Below are 15,468 nucleotides of genomic sequence, written 5' to 3' on the forward strand. Positions count from 1 at the left end.
GCCGGGGCCCGCCGCGGCCGTCACAGCTGGGTGGGCTGGCGCTGGGTGAGGCCGTACTGCTTGGCGATCGCGTTCCACAGCGGCGCCGCCTTCGCCTTCTGCTGGCTCGCGGTGCCGCTGTCGCGGTTGCCGGCCTGCGTCTCACCGGTGGTCCGGGCGTGCCCCTTGTGGCAGCCCTTGTGCCCCTTGGCCTGGTCGGCCCAGGCCGCGTAGTGGTTGTCGGCCGCTGCCGACGCCTGCCAGGCCTTGGTCAGGGCGTCCCGCAGGTGCCCCTGGGCGTGCAGCTTGTCCGTGGAGAGCCGGTTGAGCCGGGTGACGAGCTGGCCGCGCTGCCTGGCCGCGTCCCGCAGGCTGGCGGCGGCCCTGTCGAGGTTGTCGCAGCCGCGCACGTCGGACACCGCCTGGATGACCGAGGCCCGGCTGCTGCCGCTGTCCGCGAGCAGCTTGTCCAGCGCCACCGCCTGCTCCCGCGCGGGGTCGGCGGTGGGCGAGGCGGAGGGCTGGGCGGCCGGGGAGGTGGCGGCGACCGTCTGGTCGGCGTCCTGGGTGTCGTCCTTGCCGCCGCCGGTGCTCAGCAGCGCGCCGACGCCCACCCCGACCACGATCAGACCCACACCGACGGCGGCGATCAGCGGCACCCGGGACCGGCCGCCGCGCCGGCCGCCGCCGTCGTGGCCCGGCTCCGCGTCGTACGCCGCCGGAGCCGGCCGGTACGACCCCGGTGCCGCGCCGGGATAGGCGTCCGGCTGCTCGACACGCGGGAGCTGCTGGGTGGAGCCGGCCGGGCCGTCGTCGCCCGCCGGGCCACCGCGGAAGAGGTTGTCGAACTCGGCGGGCGGCTGCCGGTCGCCGCCCTGCGCCTGCGCGGCGTAGGGCGGGATGTACTGCGTGGCCTCCGCGTCGGCGGGCGCGGGCGCCTGCGGGCGGGGCGCCCGGCCGAGGTAGCGGGTCTCGTCGCCGCCCGGCTGCGGCGGCAGCGCGCCGGCCGCCATCGGCGGGATGTACTGCGTGGCCTCCGCGTCCCCGGGGCCCGCGGGCCCGGCGGCGACCGGCGGGAGGTACTGGGTGGCGCCCTCGGCCGGCACGGGCGGCAGGTACTGGGTGGCGCCCTCGGCGGCGGCCGGGCCGGTGCCCGCCCCGGGAACCGGCGGGAGGTACTGGGTCGCGGCGTCGGCCGGCGGCGGCAGCGGGGCACCGGCGTGGGGGTACGCGGCGGGCGGCAGCGGCGCCGCGGACTGCCCGGGGTACGGCTGCTGGTGCTCCGGTATCTGCTGGTACTGCGGCTGCTGGTGCTGCTGGTACGGGTCCGGCGTGCCGTACCCGGACTGCTGGGCCGCGCCCGGGCCGGGCTGTCCGGCGTAGGAACCGCTCCGGCCGTCGTAACCGGGAGCCTGGCCGTCGTAGGAGGAGGTCTGGCCGTTGTAGCCAGACGTCTGACCGTCGTAGCCACCGGGTGCCTGGCCGTCGTAGCCGGGGGTCTGGCCGCCGTACGACGGGGCCGGGGCGCCCTCCGGGGGCAGGGGGCCGGGGCCCGCCGCGGGGCGGGGCTGCTGGTCGTGGCCGGTCCACTGCGGGGCCGCCGCCGGGGGCCAGCCCTGACCGGGCTGGGCCGCCTGCTGCCCGGAGCCCCAGGAACCGTCCCAGGTCTGGCCGCCGGCCGGGGCGGCGGGCGCGGGCGGCGCGGTCGTGCCCGGCAGCAGGGGCTCGCCTCCGTCGGAGGGCAGCACGATGCCTTCGCGCGCGGGCCGCGCCGAGGGCTCCTCGCCCTGTCCACTCTGCGTCACCGGGACTCCTACCAATGGGGGACCTTGTGAAATCGTCGGCTCACGCTACCGGGTCCCCCGAGCCGGGTGCCACGCAGCTCAAAACGTGATCTTGCCCGTGCTCCGCCGGGCGGCGTCAGCGGTAACGGATCCGCCCCGCGAGGCGCTGTTCACGGCACCCGGCGGACACCGGGTGCCGTCCGCCGCGCGCCCCGGGACGGGTGTCACGCGGCCTGCTGGAGTTCCAGGCGCGCCCCGAATTCCCGTACCACCGCCTCCTCCCGGAAGGGCTCCAGACGCTGCTGGAGGTCGTCCAGGTACTCGGCGCCTCGGTTGGAGCGCAGCGTCTCCAGCAGCTCCACCGCCTTCATACCGGTGTGGCACGCCTGCTCGACCTCGCGCTGCTGCACCTGGGCGGTGGCGAGCAGCACATAGCCGATGGCGCGCCGGCGGGCCCGGGACCGGGCATGACCGGCCAGCGCCTGCTCGGCGTACCGGGCCGCCTGCTCGGGCTGCCCGAGGTCGCGGTGGCAGTGCGCCAGCTCGTCGGCGAGATACGCCTCGTCGAAGTGCGCGATCCACACCGGGTCGTCCCCGGCGGCACCGTCCGCGCGCTCCATCGCCGCGACCGCCCGGCCGCCCGCCGCCTGGGCCGCGCGCGCGTCCCCGAGCAGGGCGTGCCCGCGCGCCTCGGCGGCGTGGAAGAGCGCCTCCGCGCGCGGCGGCACATGCCCGCGCGCCCCTTCCTGCGCGGCCCGCGCCAACTGGGCGATCTCCCGCGGGTTCCCGAGCTGCGCGGCGAGGTGGCTCATGGAGGCGGCGAGGACGTAACCGCCGTAACCGCGGTCGCCGGCGGCCTGCGCGAGCCGCAGCGACTGGATGTAGTACCGCTGGGCGAGGCCCGGCTGACCGGTGTCCACGGCCATGTACCCGGCCAGCTCGGTCAGCCGGGCGACCGTGCCGAAGAGTTCCCGGCCCACCGCCTCCCGGTACGAGCCCGCGAGCAGCCCCGAGACCACGCTGTTGAGGTAGTGCACGAGGACCGGGCGCACGTGCCCGCTGCCGTACTGGTGGTCCAGATCCACCAGCGCCTGGGTCATGGACCGCACGGCGGCCACGTCGGACTGGCCCACGCGCGGGCCGGCCTGCCGGGCCACCTGGGCGTCCGGCGCCGAGATCAGCCAGTCACGGCTGGGCTCGACCAGCGCGGAGGCGGCCACGGAGGAGCCGGACAGGAAGTCCCGGCGCCCCACGTCGCTGCGCCACAGCTCGCAGACCTGCTCGATGGCGCCCAGGACCGTCGGCGAGAACTGCAGGCCGACGCCCGAGGCGAGGTTCTTGCCGTTGGCCATGCCGATCTCGTCGATCGTGACCGCACGGCCCAGCTTGCGCCCGAGCGCCTCGGCGATGATCGCCGGGGCCCGGCCCCGGGGCTGCTGGCCGCGCAGCCAGCGGGCCACGGACGTCTTGTCGTAGCGCAGGTCGAGGCCGTGCTCGGCGCCGCACATGTTGACCCGCCGGGCCAGCCCGGCGTTCGAGCACCCCGCTTCCTGGATGAGTGCCTGCAGCCGTTCGTTCGGCTGCCTCGCCACGAGAGGCCTTGCGGCCATTGCTTACCCCCTGCGGTGCGGTCTCCTGGAGCGTTGCGATCCTCCGGAGCGTGAAGTTCCGGCCGAGACGATCCGTTCGGCTCGATCACTGCCCACCTGACATACCGTCAATGCACGACATGTGCGGTTTGCCGGGGTAACGGCGGATGCCCACCCCAGCCCTGGCTACCCAGCACACGCCCCGCTTCCTCCCGCGCGCCCCCGGACATGCCTCCATGCGCCCCGAGCGGCGAATCGATGCTCCTCCCCCGCGCGCGCCGCGGCCGTAACCCCGGGTGGGTGCGGGAGTTGAGTGGGGCGTGGAAGAGACGATCGCGGACGCCCAGCACCCTCACTTTTCCGGTCAGATTCCGCAGCAGCGCGGGGAATCCCTGCTGGAGGCCGCCGTACGCTACGCCGAGGAGCGGCACTGGGACGTGTTCGCGGGCACCTGGCTGGAAGACGCCGACGGGACGCAGCGCTGCTCGTGCGGTGACCCCTCCTGCCGCGCGCCGGGGGCGCACCCCGCGCGCCCCGACTGGACCACCCAGGCGACCGGCAGCGCGACCGCCGTGCGCCGGATGTGGCAGAAGCAGCCGACGGCCTCGGTCCTGCTGCCGACGGGGCGCACGTTCGACGCGCTGTCCGTCCCGGAGAGCGCCGGGTTCCTGGCGATGGCCCGGATGGAACGGATGCGGCGCACGCTCGGACCGGTCACGCTGACCCCGGACCGGCGGATGCAGTTCTTCGTCCTGCCGGGAGCGTCGGCGAAGCTGGCGGACCTGGTGCGGGGGCAGGGGTGGTCGCCGGCGGCACTGGACCTGGTGGCGCTGGGCGAGGGCGCGTACGTGGCCGCGCCGCCCACCCGGTTCGGGTCCCGGGGCGCCGTGCAGTGGGCCTGCCGGCCGACCCCGGAGAACCGCTGGCTGCCGGACGCGGAGGAACTGATCGCACCCCTGGCGTACGCCTGCGGCCGGGACCGGTAGCGGCCGCCGCGCCGTCCGCGGACGCTCGCCGGCGTGGTGCCCGGTGTCCCCGAGGGGACCGCGGGGCACCACGCGTGTACCGGCGCGGGCAACGCCTCCGGCCCGGGCAGCACCACGAAACCGGGCAGCACCTCAGCCCCCGGGCAACAGCTCAGACCTCGGGCAGCGCCTCAGCCCTTGGGCAGCGCGTCGAGAAACGGTGCCACGGCCTCCCGCCAGGCCACCGGCAGGCCGTAGTGCGCGAGATGGCCCGCGTCCGGGACCTCCGCGTACTCGCCCCGCGGCAGCACCCGCACCATCTCCTGGGCCTCCGCCCGCCCCAGCTCGCCGTCCACGCCCCGCACCACCAGCGCCGGGCAGCGCACCTGGGCCAGCTCGTCCCAGTGGGCGTCGTACACCCAGGTCTCGCGGGAGCTGAGCATCTGCTCCGGGTCGAACACCGGCCGCCAGCCGTCCTCAGCCTCGTGCATCACCTCGGCGTAGAACGCGCCGCGTGCCGGGTCGGGCCGCTCCACCCGCGGGTCGTCCTCGCCGAACCACTTGCGGACCTCGGCCGGGCCGGCGAAGGGCACGGGCCAGGAGCCGAACCACTCGGCCCACTCGCGCTGCGAGGCCGCGCCGAGCGCGGAGGCCCGCATGTCGCAGATGACCAGGCCGCGCACCAGGTCCGGGCGTCTGGCGGCGAGCTGCCAGGCGGTCAGCGCGCCCATGGCGTGGCCGATCAGGACGGCCGGGGCGAGACCGAGCTGTTCGACGGCGGCCTCGGCGTCCGCGACGTACGCCTCGCGGGTGTACGCCTGCGGGCCGGGCTTCTCGCTGCGGCCGTGGCCGCGCTGGTCGAGCGCTATGGCGCGGTGGCGTCCGGCGAGCCAGCGGGCGGTGGCCGCCCAGTGCGAGGCACGGCCCATCAGACCGTGCAGTAACAGCACGCCCGGAGCGCCAGACTCCGCCGTGACCCCGGACGCCTCGGCGCCGGGCCCCGACCGCGGTCCGGGCTCCGCCTGCGCTTCCGGCTCCGGCTCCGGCTCCGGCTCCGGCTCCGGCTCCGGCTCCGGCTCCGGCTCCAGGGGATCGGTGAACTCCCAGGCGGCCAGGCGCACCCCGCCCGCTCCCGTCACATCGATACGCCGTGCCATCGGCCTGGCACCCCCAGCTCCGCCTGTCGCCGTCCAGTCGCCTCAGGTTATCGAATACCTATTCGAAAGATCCGTCTCCGCGGACAACACCCCTCATTTGAGTGACACCCGTCGGTGAATGATCGCCGCACCGGAGGGGATCTCTTCTGCGGGAGGCGGACCGCTCGGGGAAAAGCCGGTCCGAAGGGAATGACCTTGAGAGCTCGGGGCTCCGGGTCAGCACGGGGGAGGGCAAGGCCCCGGCGCCCAGCGCGCCGGGGCCCTCACCTCGTCTCAGCGCTTGGCGACGAACACGTGCGAGGCGACGTCCGCCTCCAGTTCGGCGGCCTCGCCGCCGCTGCCCACCAGCACTCCGCCGGGCGACTCGGTCACGCTCACCACCGAGCCGGGCTGCACGCCCGCCCGGCGCAGCGTGTACATCAGCTGCGCGTCCGTCTGGATCGGCTCGCCGATCCGGCGGACGACGACCGTCTTGCCGTCCGCGCCCGCGTCCAGGTCGGCCAGCGACACCATGCCCTCGTCCAGGAACGGGTCCGCCCCGTCCTTCTCGCCCAGCTCCTCCAGGCCCGGGATGGGGTTGCCGTACGGCGACTCGGTGGGGTGCCGCAGCAGCTCCAGCACGCGCCGCTCCACGGCCTCGCTCATCACGTGCTCCCAGCGGCACGCCTCCGCGTGCACCTGCTCCCACTCCAGCCCGATCACGTCGACGAGCAGACACTCGGCCAGACGGTGCTTGCGCATCACGCGCGTCGCCAGCCGGCGTCCCTCCTCCGTCAGCTCCAGGTGCCGGTCGCTGGCCACGGACACCAGACCGTCGCGCTCCATACGCGCCACCGTCTGGCTCACCGTCGGCCCGCTCTGGTCCAGCCGCTCCGCGATGCGGGCGCGCATGGGGACTACGCCTTCCTCTTCGAGTTCGAGGATGGTGCGGAGATACATCTCCGTGGTGTCGATCAGTCCGGACATACGTGCCCCTCGATTACCTCTGCCGGCAGCCTCGCGCGTGCGCTGGCCCTGACACCAATTCTGCCGGATCCCACTGACAAGCGGGCGGCGCCGGGGAAACCCCGCCGTGGTGGAGGGTACGCGCGGTGACGGCGGTGCGCGGGCCGGCACCGCCGGGCGCGCGGCGCGACGGCCGGCCGGGCGCACATGGCCGGAACGCGCCCACCGACTCCGGACCGGCCTCCCGTCCCAGGCGCGTGTTTTCAGCCACAACGCCCGCGCCCAGGCGTTCCCCTGACGGTCGTGACCCGGCGCGACCGTGCCCTCCGGCCGTATTGACACCGCACTGGTCCAGACCGCACCGTGATCCGCGACACAGACGCTGCGAAGGGGCACCGCATGAGCGACGGCACGGCTGCCGACCTGTTCTTCGACGCCGCCATCGGCCTGCTGCAACGGGTCCGCGACGAGGAGGCCGGAGCGATCACCGCCGCCGGCGCCCTGCTCGCCGACACCGTCGCGGCCGGCGGCCGCCTGTTCGCCTTCGGCGCCGGGCACTCCTCGCTGGCCGCCCAGGACGTCGTCTACCGCGCGGGCGGCCTGGCCCTGATGAACCTGCTCGCCGTCCCCGGCGTCGTCGGCGTCGACGTCACCCCGGCCACCCTCGGCTCCGCCCTCGAACGCGTCGACGGCCTCGCCAGTGCCGTCCTGGACACCTCACCGGTCCGCGCCGGCGACGCCCTCGTGATCATCTCCCTGTCCGGCCGCAACGCCCTGCCCGTGGAGATGGCCCAGAGCGCCCGCGCCCGGGGCCTGCGGGTCATCGGGGTGACCTCGGTGGCGTACGCCGCGCAGACCACCTCCCGGCACGGCTCGGGGACCTTCCTCAAGGACCACTGCGACCTCGTCCTCGACTCCAAGATCGCGGTCGGCGACGCGGAACTCACCCTGGACACCATCCCGGCGCCCTTCGCGCCCGCCTCCACGGTCGTCACCACCGCCCTGATGCAGGCCGTCATGGCCACCGCCGCGGCCGCCCTCGCCGACCGCGGCATCGAGCCGCCCCTGCTGCGCAGCGGCAACGTCGACGGCGGCCACGAGTGGAACGGCCGGGTGATGGCGGAGTACGGCGACCGCATCTTCTACCGCCGCTGACCCCACCGGACACCGTCGCCGACCGCACCCGGAACCCGGCGGGCTCCCCCTCGCCGGACCCTCCACGAGCGCCTTCAGCGGGCCGTTCCCCCGGCCGCCTCCCGCAGCACGTCCGCCAGGTCCAGGGCCGTCGCGATGCGTACGGCCACGTCCTCCGCGTACGCCGTGTCGGACCGCTCGAAACGGCTGCGGCCGGCCGCGCGCAGGAAGGTCACCACGCCCAGCGTCCGCCCCCGGCTGCGCAGCACCGCGCACAGCGCGTACACCGCGTCGGCGGGCCACTGCCGCTCCAGCGCCCACTCCCGCGCCCGCTCGGCCGGCACCGTCCCGGCGTCCGCGCGCACCGACCCGGTCCGCTGCACGCACTGCACCGCCGGATGGCCGTCGCCGTAGCGCACCGGCAGCCCGGCCGCGCCCGTGAGCAGGCTCGGCCCCGGCGCCCCGGCGGGCGTGGTGGCCAGCCGCACCAGCCGGACCGGCTCCCCGGACCCGTCGCCCTCCGCGCGCGCCGGGCCCGTCACCCGGTCGACCAGCCCGTGGTCGGCGAACCCGGCGAGGGCGAAGTCCAGGTGGACGACGGCCGCCTCCACCGGGTCGTCGCACTCGGCGGCGGCCCGGGCCGCGCGGTGCAACTGGTTCGAGCGGAACCGCAGCAGGGACGCCTCCTGCCGGTCCTGTCTGTCCTCGGTGACGTCCTGGAACAGCCAGCCCACGCCGAGCGGCACCGGCTCCTCCGCCAGCGGCGAGGCCAGCCGCAGGAACCCGTTCCGCCAGCAGCGCCGCCGCTCGCCCTCCGCGGTCCGCACGGCCACCCACATCTCGGCGGGCGCCGGCGGCGCGCCCTCGGCCAGGACGTGCGTCAGCGCGGCCTCCAGCTCCTCCGCGCCCTGCGCGAGCAGTTCGCCCAGCGGCCGGCCCAGCGCCGATGTCCGCCCGACGCCCAGCGCCCGCGCCGCGTAGGCGTTCACGACGGCGGGCCGCAGATCGGCGTCGACGAGCACGACACCCCAGGCCGCGTCCTCGAACAGGGCCTCGCTCAGCGCGATCGACCGCTCCAGGTCGATCTGCGCGTGCACCTCGCTGAACGCGCAGTACACCCCGGCGGGCTTGCCGTCGGGTCCGCGCACGGCGGCGGACTGGGTGCGCACGAGCACCCGCCCGCCGTCCTTGGTCACCAGCGCGAACTCGTGCACCTGCCGGCCCGGCGCGTGCATCGCCGCCATCAGCCGGGCCTGCACCTCCTCGGCGTCGGCGCTGCGCACCGCCCACCCGGCGAACCCGTGCCGCCCGACGGCCTCGTCGGCCGTCCACCCGAGGATCCGCTCGGCCTCCCGGTTCCAGTGCGTGACGACCCCGTCCGCGTCGAACGCGCACAACGCCGCGTCCATGCCGTCGAGCAGGGCGGCGAGCAGATCGGAACCCGGCTCGCCGGGCTCGTCCGGCCCCAGCTCGTCCGTGGCCCCACTCCGCCGCGAAGCACTCACCTGGACCCCCTGAAAACTGCGTCCGCGTCCACACATACGGCGCTCGGTTCGCCACCGTCCTTCATTCAACTGGAACGTGACCCAGCCCACACCCTGTTCCCGTAAGAAAAAAGAGTTGAGCGGCTCGCGGACGCTTCCTAGTCTGTCGGTACACGAGAAGGGAGGTGGTTCGGCAGATGTATGAGAACCGGACGCGTGAGGTGGCTGCGGGCTAGCGGCCCGTCACCACGGCATGTGCGGTGCCGGACCCGTGCGCGATCACCGCGTGCAGTCGGCCCAATCCCATAGCAGTCACCCGACCCGCGGGCTGCCGGTACGTCCGGCCGGCTCCTCTTTCGAGGGACCCAGCCCGCGGGTCGTCTGCGTTGTCGCCCAGGAGGTCAGGGGCTGAGGCGTTCGATCCGCCAGGTGCCGTCCGGCCGGGCGGTGTAGCGCAGGCGGTCGTGCAGGCGGTTGGCGCGGCCCTGCCAGAACTCGATCGTCTCCGGGGCGATGCGGAAGCCGCCCCAGTGCGGCGGAACCGGAACCTTCTCGTCGTCCGGATAGCGGGCCTCGAGTGCGGCGTAGGCCGTGTCGAGTTCGGTGCGGGAGGCGATCACCGTGGACTGGGCGCTGGCCCAGGCGCCCAGCTGGGAGCCGTGCGGGCGGGTGCGGAAGTAGGCGGCGGTCTCGTCGCGGCCGGTGCGCCGGGCGGTGCCGGTGACGATGACCTGGCGGGCCAGCGGGTGCCACGGGAAGAGCAGCCCGACGTGCGGGTTCTCCGTGAGGTCGCGGGCCTTGCGGGAGCCGTAGTTGGTGTAGAAGACGAAGCCCTCGGTGTCGTACTGCTTCATCAGGACCGTGCGGGAGCTGGGGCGGCCCGCCGCGTCGGCCGTGGAGACGACCATCGCGTTGGGTTCGTAGAGCGTGCCGTGCAGGGCCGCCCGGGCGGCATCCTCGAACCAGCGGGCGAACTGGTCCATCGGATGCGTGGCGAGGTCTTCTTCGGCGAGGCCGTCGGCCCGGTACTGCTTGCGCATGGCGGCGGGGTCGAGGACGGGGTCCGGAAGCGGGTCGCGGTCGGTCACGCGGTCATCTTGCCGTATCGAACGGGTATGGCACTCGGTGTCGTGTGGTCTCCCCAAGCGTGGCACCGGGCGCTATCGTGCTGCTCCCTTTGCGGTCGGGTTGACCACGGGTGACCACCGGCGGGCCGGGGCATCACCGGGGTGACCGCCGCCCACAGCTACGAGGAGCCGCCTGATGTCCGATTTCGTACCCGGACTCGAAGGGGTCGTCGCGTTCGAGACGGAGATCGCCGAACCGGACAAGGAGGGCGGCGCCCTCCGCTACCGGGGCGTCGACATCGAGGACCTGGTCGGCCAGGTGTCGTTCGGGAACGTGTGGGGCCTGCTGGTCGACGGCGCCTTCAACCCCGGTCTGCCGCCCGCCGAGCCGTTCCCGATCCCGGTGCACTCCGGTGACATCCGCGTCGACGTGCAGTCGGCGCTGGCCATGCTCGCCCCCGTGTGGGGGCTGCGGCCCCTGCTCGACATCGACGAGCGGCGGGCCCGCGACGACCTGGCGCGGGCCGCCGTCATGGCCCTGTCGTACGTCGCCCAGTCCGCGCGCGGGCAGGGGCTGCCGATGGTGCCGCAGCGCGAGATCGACAAGGCGAACTCGGTGGTGGAACGGTTCATGATCCGCTGGCGCGGGGAGCCGGACCCCAAGCACGTGGCGGCCGTGGACGCCTACTGGACGTCCGCCGCCGAGCACGGGATGAACGCCTCGACCTTCACGGCCCGGGTCATCGCCTCCACGGGCGCGGACGTCGCCGCGGCGCTGTCGGGCGCGGTCGGCGCGATGTCGGGTCCGCTGCACGGCGGTGCGCCGTCGCGGGTGCTCGGGATGATCGAGGAGATCGAGCGCACGGGTGACGCGGAGGCGTACGTGCGGCAGGCGCTGGACCGTGGTGAGCGGCTGATGGGCTTCGGGCACCGGGTGTACCGGGCCGAGGACCCGCGGGCCCGGGTGCTGCGGCGGACGGCGCGGGAGCTGGGCGCGCCGCGGTTCGAGGTGGCGGAGGCGCTGGAGAAGGCGGCGCTGGAGGAGCTGCACAGCCGGCGGCCCGACCGGGTGCTGGCGACCAACGTGGAGTTCTGGGCGGCGATCGTGCTGGACTTCGCCGAGGTTCCGGCGCACATGTTCACGTCGATGTTCACGTGCGCGCGGACGGCCGGGTGGTCGGCGCACATCCTGGAGCAGAAGCGGACGGGGCGGCTGGTGCGGCCGTCGGCGCGGTACATGGGGCCGGGTCCGCGACGGCCCGAGGACATCGAGGGGTACCCGGACATCGCCCGCTGAGCGGGGCGTCCGGGGCGGAGGAGCACCCGGGGCGCGGGGGCGGGAGGCGCACCCGTGGGGCGCGTGGGCGGGCCGTGGTGGCTCGCCCGGTTCCCCGTGCCCCGGAGAGCCCCTCGGGGTGCATCCCCAGGGGAGCGGCCCTCCGGGGCCGGCGGTCACGCCGGTGTCAGCAGGTCTCCGTGGTGCCGCCGGGCGACCAGCGGATGGGCCCTCAGCTTGCCCTTGAGTTCGTTGTAGCCGTACTCGGCGTACAGCGGGTTCGCCGGGTCGGCGGTGATGCCGGGGGCCCGGGAGGCGTGCGGGAAGGGCAGGGGCTCGATCCTGGCGTCCAGGCGGGGGTTGTAGAAGAACGGGACCGAGTAGCGCTCGGTGGCGCCGGGCGGGCTGACGACGCGGTGGTTGGTGGCGAGGAGGTAGCCGTCGGTGGCCACTTCCAGGAGTTCGCCGAGGTTGACGACGAAGGCGCCCTCGACCGGCGGTACGTCGTGGAAGCGGCCGTCCTCGCGCTGGACCTGGAGGCCGCCGACGGTGTCCTGGAGGAGCAGGGTGAGGAAGCCGTAGTCCTTGTGGGCGCCCACGCCCTGGCCGGTGCCGTCGGCCGCGCTGCCGGGGTAGCGGACGAGTTTGAGGTGTGGGTGGGCGTGGTCGCCGAAGACCGGGTCGTAGAAGCCGGCGGGGGCGCCGATCGCGGTCAGCAGCTCGCGCAGCAGGCGGTGGGCGACCGCGCTGAGCCGGTCGATCCAGGCGAGGGCGGCGGTGCGCAGTCCGGGCAGGGCGGCGGGCCACTGGTTGGGGCCCTGGAGCCACCAGTAGGGGGGTTCGCCGGGGCCGGGGATCCGGGCGGGGCGTTCGGCGCCGATGTCGAGCTGGTCGCGCCAGTCGCGGGCGCCGGCGGTGCGTTCGTCGCCGGTGCGGGTGTAGCCGCGGAAGTGCGGGGAGTTGACGTTGTCGAGCGCGAGCCGGTCGGCCTCGGGGAGGGCGAAGAAGGCGCGCATGGCGGTGAGCAGCGCCTCGGTCTCGGCCGGGGTCACGCCGTGTCCGACGAGCTGGAAGAAGCCGACGTCGTGGGCAGCGCTGTGCAGCCGGGCGTGGAGCAGGGCGCGGTCCCGGGGGCCGCGGCCGGCGGCCGAGAGGTCGATGATCGGGAGCTGGTCGTACGACGGCGCTGTGTGCGTGGTCATGGGTGCGTCCGCGGGGTCTACGGGGCACGGGTGGCCGCCGGAGGGTGTGGGCGGCCCCCGGTGCCGGAAAAAAGGGAAGAAAAAGGGAGATGCAGGGGGCTGTCAGGCGGCGAGGCGCGGACAGCCCATGCTCGTGACGCGCACGTAGTCCACGTGGCGGCGGCGGACGAGCATCGGAAGCATGGGCCAAGGGTAACGCGCCGGCTGCCGGCCCCGGCCGGACGGCCGCGTGGTCGCGGACGGCTCAGTCCAGGACCTGGCCCAGCAGGTCCGCCCACTGGGCGACGACCCGTTCGCGGCGGGCGGTGTCGTCGGTGAGGAGGTTGGCGAGGCCCAGGCCGCGGGCCATGTCGAGGAGCCCTTGGACGGTCTCCCGGACGCCGGGGCGGGACTCGTCGGCGCCGAGCAGGTCGACGGCGATGCGGTGGGTCTCGCGGCCGACGCGGGCCTCCAGTTCGGTGACGCGCGGGCGCAGTTGTTCCTCGTTCGAGGCGGCGACCCACAGGTGCAGGGCGGCGCGGAAGAGGGGGCCGGTGTAGAGGTCGACGAGGGCGGCGACGACGGCCCGGCGGTCGGCGGGGCCGTCCGGGAACAGGGCCCGCAGCGCGAGGGAGCGTTCCTCGGAGACGTACTCGACGGCCGCGGTGAAGAGGTCCTCGCGGGTCGGGAAGTGGTGCTGGGCGGCGCCCCGGGAGACGCCGGCGCGTTCGGCGACGACGGCGACCGTCGAGCCCGCCCAGCCGTGTGCGGCGAGGCAGGCCACGGCGGCCTCCAGGAGCCGCTGCCGGGTGGCCCGGCTGCGGTCCTGCTTGGGAACGCGCTCGCGTTCGGTCGTACTCACACCACCCATGCCGCATCACGTCTTTCCAGGAAGGCCGTTATCCCCTCCCGGGCCTCGCCGGAGGAGAACAGCCGGGCCGTGAGCGCGGTCAGTTCCGCCGCGTCCCGGTCGAATGTCTCCAGCACCCTAGCCGTGAGCAGCCGTTTCGTCTCGGCCAGGGCCTCGGGCGCGGAACGGCGCAGGCCGTCCAGGACGGGGGCGAGGGCGGTGTCGACGTCGTCGGCGGTCATGGTCAGCAGGCCCAGGCGCACGGCCTCGGCCGCGTCGAAGCGTTCGCCGGTGAGGCAGTACCGGGCGAGGGCGCGGGGGTCGGCGCGCGGGAGCACCGCGAGGGAGATCACGGCGGGGGCGACTCCGAGGCGTACCTCGGTGAAGGCGAAGCCGGCCGTGCGGGAGGCCGCGGCGATGTCGCAGGCGGCGAGCAGGCCGAGGCCGCCGGCGCGGACCTGGCCGGTGACCCGGGCGACGACCGGTCTGGGCAGCTCCACGAGCTGCCGCAGCAGCGCCACCAGGGCGGCCGGATCGGGCGGGTCGCGCAGGTCGGCGCCGGCGCAGAACGTCGTACCGGTGTGGGTGAGGACCACGGCGCGGACGTCCGGGTCCCCGGCGCAGTCGGCCAGGGCTCCGGAGAGTTCCGCGACGAGGGCGGCGGACAGGGCGTTGCGGGTCCCGGTGGCGTCCAGGCTGAGGGTGTGGACGCCCCGCGCGCGGGTGCGGGTGACGAGGTCGGTCATGGGTGCTCCCTGAGCTGTCCGCGCGGGGTCCTGCGGGAGGCGGCGCGGGGGACGGTGCCGGTAGAAGGTGATCCGGCGGGCGACGAAGGTGTGCGGGACCTCCGATGCCCTGTGGATCACGGTTCCGCCATGACACGGGGTGCCTAATAGGACTTGGGCAGGCCCAGGGTCTGGTGGGAGACGTAGTTGAGGATCATCTCCCGGCTCACCGGGGCGATACGGGCCACGCGTGCGGCCGTTATCAGCGAGGCGAGGCCGAACTCGCGGGTGAGGCCGTTGCCGCCGAGCGTGTGCACGGCCTGGTCGACGGCCTTCACACAGGCCTCGGCCGCCGCGTACTTGGCCATGTTGGCGGCCTCGCCCGCGCCCGTGTCGTCCCCCGCGTCGCAGAGGTGGGCCGCCTTCTGCATCATCAGCCGGGCCAGTTCCAGCTCGATGTGGGCCTGGGCGAGCGGGTGCGCGATGGCCTGGTGGGCGCCGATGGGTGCCTTCCAGACCGTGCGGTCGCGGGCGTACGCGACGGCCTTGCCGAGCGCGTGGCGGCCCATGCCGATCGCGAACGCGGCCGTCATGATCCGCTCCGGGTTGAGCCCGGCGAAGAGCTGGAGCAGCCCGGCGTTCTCGTCGCCCACCAGGGCGTCGGCCGGCAGCCGTACGTCGTCCAGGACCAGCTCGAACTGCTTCTCCGCCGCGTTGATCTCCATGTCGATCGGGTGCCTGCGGAAGCCCTCGGCGTCCGTCGGGACGATGAACAGGCAGGGTTTGAGGGTCCCGGTGCGGGCGTCCTCGGTGCGGCCGACGATCAGGACGGCGTCGGCCATGTCGACCCCGGAGACGAACACCTTGCGGCCGGTGAGCAGCCAGTCGGTGCCGTCCCGCCGGGCCGTGGTGGTGATGCGGTGGGAGTTCGAGCCGGCGTCGGGTTCGGTGATCCCGAAGGCCATCAGGCGGGTGCCGTCGGCGATGCCGGGCAGCCAGCTCCGTTTCTGCCGCTCGGTGCCGAAGCGGGAGATCACCGTGCCGCAGATGGCCGGGGAGACGACGAGCATGAGCAGGGGTGAGCCGGCCGCTCCCAGCTCCTCCAGCACGATGGAGAGTTCGGCGATGCCGCCGCCCCCGCCGCCGTACTCCTCCGGGAGGCTGACTCCCAGATAACCGAGTCTGCCCGCCTCCGACCAGAGGGCGGACGGGTGCTTTCCCTCGGCGACGGTCCGCACGGCGTAGTCCCGGCCGTAGCGCTTGCCGAGGGCGGCCACCGCGGACCGCAGGTCCTGGTGCTCTTCGGTTTCGATGACGGGAGACATGGGGCTC

13 protein-coding genes are annotated in these 15,468 nt (G+C 74.6%); 3 read left to right on the top strand and 10 right to left on the bottom strand.

The genetic code is table 11. From position 1 onward, the window contains the following. Window positions 1-20: 20 nt before the first annotated feature. The gene (locus tag ACH4OA_RS10420; RefSeq protein ID WP_397968578.1) at window positions 21-1,784 is read right to left on the bottom strand and encodes a hypothetical protein; all 1,764 of its coding nucleotides are present in this window, start codon (window positions 1,782-1,784) and stop codon (window positions 21-23) included. A gap of 203 nt (window positions 1,785-1,987) precedes the next feature. Then, a complete protein-coding gene (locus tag ACH4OA_RS10425; protein WP_365876256.1) occupies window positions 1,988-3,373 on the bottom strand; it encodes a transcriptional regulator in 1,386 nt (461 codons plus the stop codon). Window positions 3,374-3,672: 299 nt separating this feature from the next. On the opposite strand from ACH4OA_RS10425, the gene ACH4OA_RS10430 reads away from it, so the two are divergent. Continuing rightward, window positions 3,673-4,338 carry a bifunctional DNA primase/polymerase gene (locus ACH4OA_RS10430; protein ID WP_397937703.1) on the top strand — a complete coding sequence of 222 codons (666 nt, stop codon included), beginning with the start codon at window positions 3,673-3,675 and terminating at the stop codon, window positions 4,336-4,338. A gap of 170 nt (window positions 4,339-4,508) precedes the next feature. On the opposite strand, the gene ACH4OA_RS10435 is transcribed toward ACH4OA_RS10430, so the two are convergent. Both ACH4OA_RS10435 and ACH4OA_RS10440 read right to left on the bottom strand, forming a co-directional pair. Then, window positions 4,509-5,474 carry an alpha/beta fold hydrolase gene (locus tag ACH4OA_RS10435; protein WP_397968580.1) on the bottom strand — a complete coding sequence of 322 codons (966 nt, stop codon included), beginning with the start codon at window positions 5,472-5,474 and terminating at the stop codon, window positions 4,509-4,511. Window positions 5,475-5,747: 273 nt separating this feature from the next. Beyond that, a complete protein-coding gene (locus ACH4OA_RS10440; RefSeq protein ID WP_030734521.1) occupies window positions 5,748-6,440 on the bottom strand; it encodes a metal-dependent transcriptional regulator in 693 nt (230 codons plus the stop codon). A gap of 378 nt (window positions 6,441-6,818) precedes the next feature. Here ACH4OA_RS10440 and ACH4OA_RS10445 point away from each other — a divergent pair, with 378 nt between their 5' ends. Further along, entirely contained in the window at window positions 6,819-7,574 is a 756-nt protein-coding gene (locus ACH4OA_RS10445; protein ID WP_365876250.1) for an SIS domain-containing protein, read from the top strand. A 74-nt stretch (window positions 7,575-7,648) separates the two neighbouring features. Here the strand turns inward: ACH4OA_RS10445 and ACH4OA_RS10450 are convergent, their stop codons facing one another. Continuing rightward, window positions 7,649-9,058, bottom strand: a complete 1,410-nt coding sequence (locus ACH4OA_RS10450; protein ID WP_397937697.1) for a PAS domain-containing protein — start codon at window positions 9,056-9,058, stop codon at window positions 7,649-7,651. A gap of 380 nt (window positions 9,059-9,438) precedes the next feature. Next, window positions 9,439-10,125 carry a pyridoxamine 5'-phosphate oxidase gene (gene pdxH / locus ACH4OA_RS10455; protein ID WP_365876246.1) on the bottom strand — a complete coding sequence of 229 codons (687 nt, stop codon included), beginning with the start codon at window positions 10,123-10,125 and terminating at the stop codon, window positions 9,439-9,441. Between the two features lie 175 nt (window positions 10,126-10,300). Here pdxH and ACH4OA_RS10460 point away from each other — a divergent pair, with 175 nt between their 5' ends. Continuing rightward, window positions 10,301-11,401, top strand: a complete 1,101-nt coding sequence (locus tag ACH4OA_RS10460) for a citrate synthase 2 (protein ID WP_365876244.1) — start codon at window positions 10,301-10,303, stop codon at window positions 11,399-11,401. Window positions 11,402-11,556: 155 nt separating this feature from the next. On the opposite strand, the gene ACH4OA_RS10465 is transcribed toward ACH4OA_RS10460, so the two are convergent. The 4 genes from ACH4OA_RS10465 to ACH4OA_RS10480 all read right to left on the bottom strand — a co-directional run bounded on the left by ACH4OA_RS10465 (window position 11,557) and on the right by ACH4OA_RS10480 (window position 15,461). Then, on the bottom strand, window positions 11,557-12,582 hold the full coding sequence (locus tag ACH4OA_RS10465; protein ID WP_397946171.1) for an isopenicillin N synthase family dioxygenase: 1,026 nt from the start codon (window positions 12,580-12,582) through the stop codon (window positions 11,557-11,559). Between the two features lie 244 nt (window positions 12,583-12,826). Then, complete coding sequence (locus tag ACH4OA_RS10470) at window positions 12,827-13,432, bottom strand: TetR/AcrR family transcriptional regulator (RefSeq protein ID WP_365876240.1); 606 nt, start codon at window positions 13,430-13,432, stop codon at window positions 12,827-12,829. Then, entirely contained in the window at window positions 13,420-14,157 is a 738-nt protein-coding gene (locus tag ACH4OA_RS10475) for an enoyl-CoA hydratase family protein (protein WP_397937694.1), read from the bottom strand. Before ACH4OA_RS10475 ends, ACH4OA_RS10470 begins: the two co-directional genes overlap by 13 nt. Before the next feature lie 143 nt (window positions 14,158-14,300). Continuing rightward, window positions 14,301-15,461, bottom strand: a complete 1,161-nt coding sequence (locus ACH4OA_RS10480) for an acyl-CoA dehydrogenase family protein (protein WP_397968583.1) — start codon at window positions 15,459-15,461, stop codon at window positions 14,301-14,303. Window positions 15,462-15,468: the final 7 nt, after the last annotated feature.

This window comes from Streptomyces sp. NPDC017095, assembly GCF_044332325.1.
GTDB lineage: Bacteria > Actinomycetota > Actinomycetes > Streptomycetales > Streptomycetaceae > Streptomyces.

Excerpts from the sequence above, each read along its gene's own strand:
- ACH4OA_RS10425 (WP_365876256.1), bottom strand. The coding sequence starts at position 3,373 with ATGGCCGCAAGGCCTCTCGTGGCGAGGCAGCCGAACGAACGGCTGCAG.
- ACH4OA_RS10435 (WP_397968580.1), bottom strand. The coding sequence starts at position 5,474 with ATGGCACGGCGTATCGATGTGACGGGAGCGGGCGGGGTGCGCCTGGCC.
- ACH4OA_RS10440 (WP_030734521.1), bottom strand. The coding sequence starts at position 6,440 with ATGTCCGGACTGATCGACACCACGGAGATGTATCTCCGCACCATCCTC.
- ACH4OA_RS10445 (WP_365876250.1), top strand. The coding sequence starts at position 6,819 with ATGAGCGACGGCACGGCTGCCGACCTGTTCTTCGACGCCGCCATCGGC.
- ACH4OA_RS10460 (WP_365876244.1), top strand. The coding sequence starts at position 10,301 with ATGTCCGATTTCGTACCCGGACTCGAAGGGGTCGTCGCGTTCGAGACG.
- ACH4OA_RS10465 (WP_397946171.1), bottom strand. The coding sequence starts at position 12,582 with ATGACCACGCACACAGCGCCGTCGTACGACCAGCTCCCGATCATCGAC.
- ACH4OA_RS10470 (WP_365876240.1), bottom strand. The coding sequence starts at position 13,432 with ATGGGTGGTGTGAGTACGACCGAACGCGAGCGCGTTCCCAAGCAGGAC.
- ACH4OA_RS10475 (WP_397937694.1), bottom strand. The coding sequence starts at position 14,157 with ATGACCGACCTCGTCACCCGCACCCGCGCGCGGGGCGTCCACACCCTC.
- ACH4OA_RS10480 (WP_397968583.1), bottom strand. The coding sequence starts at position 15,461 with ATGTCTCCCGTCATCGAAACCGAAGAGCACCAGGACCTGCGGTCCGCG.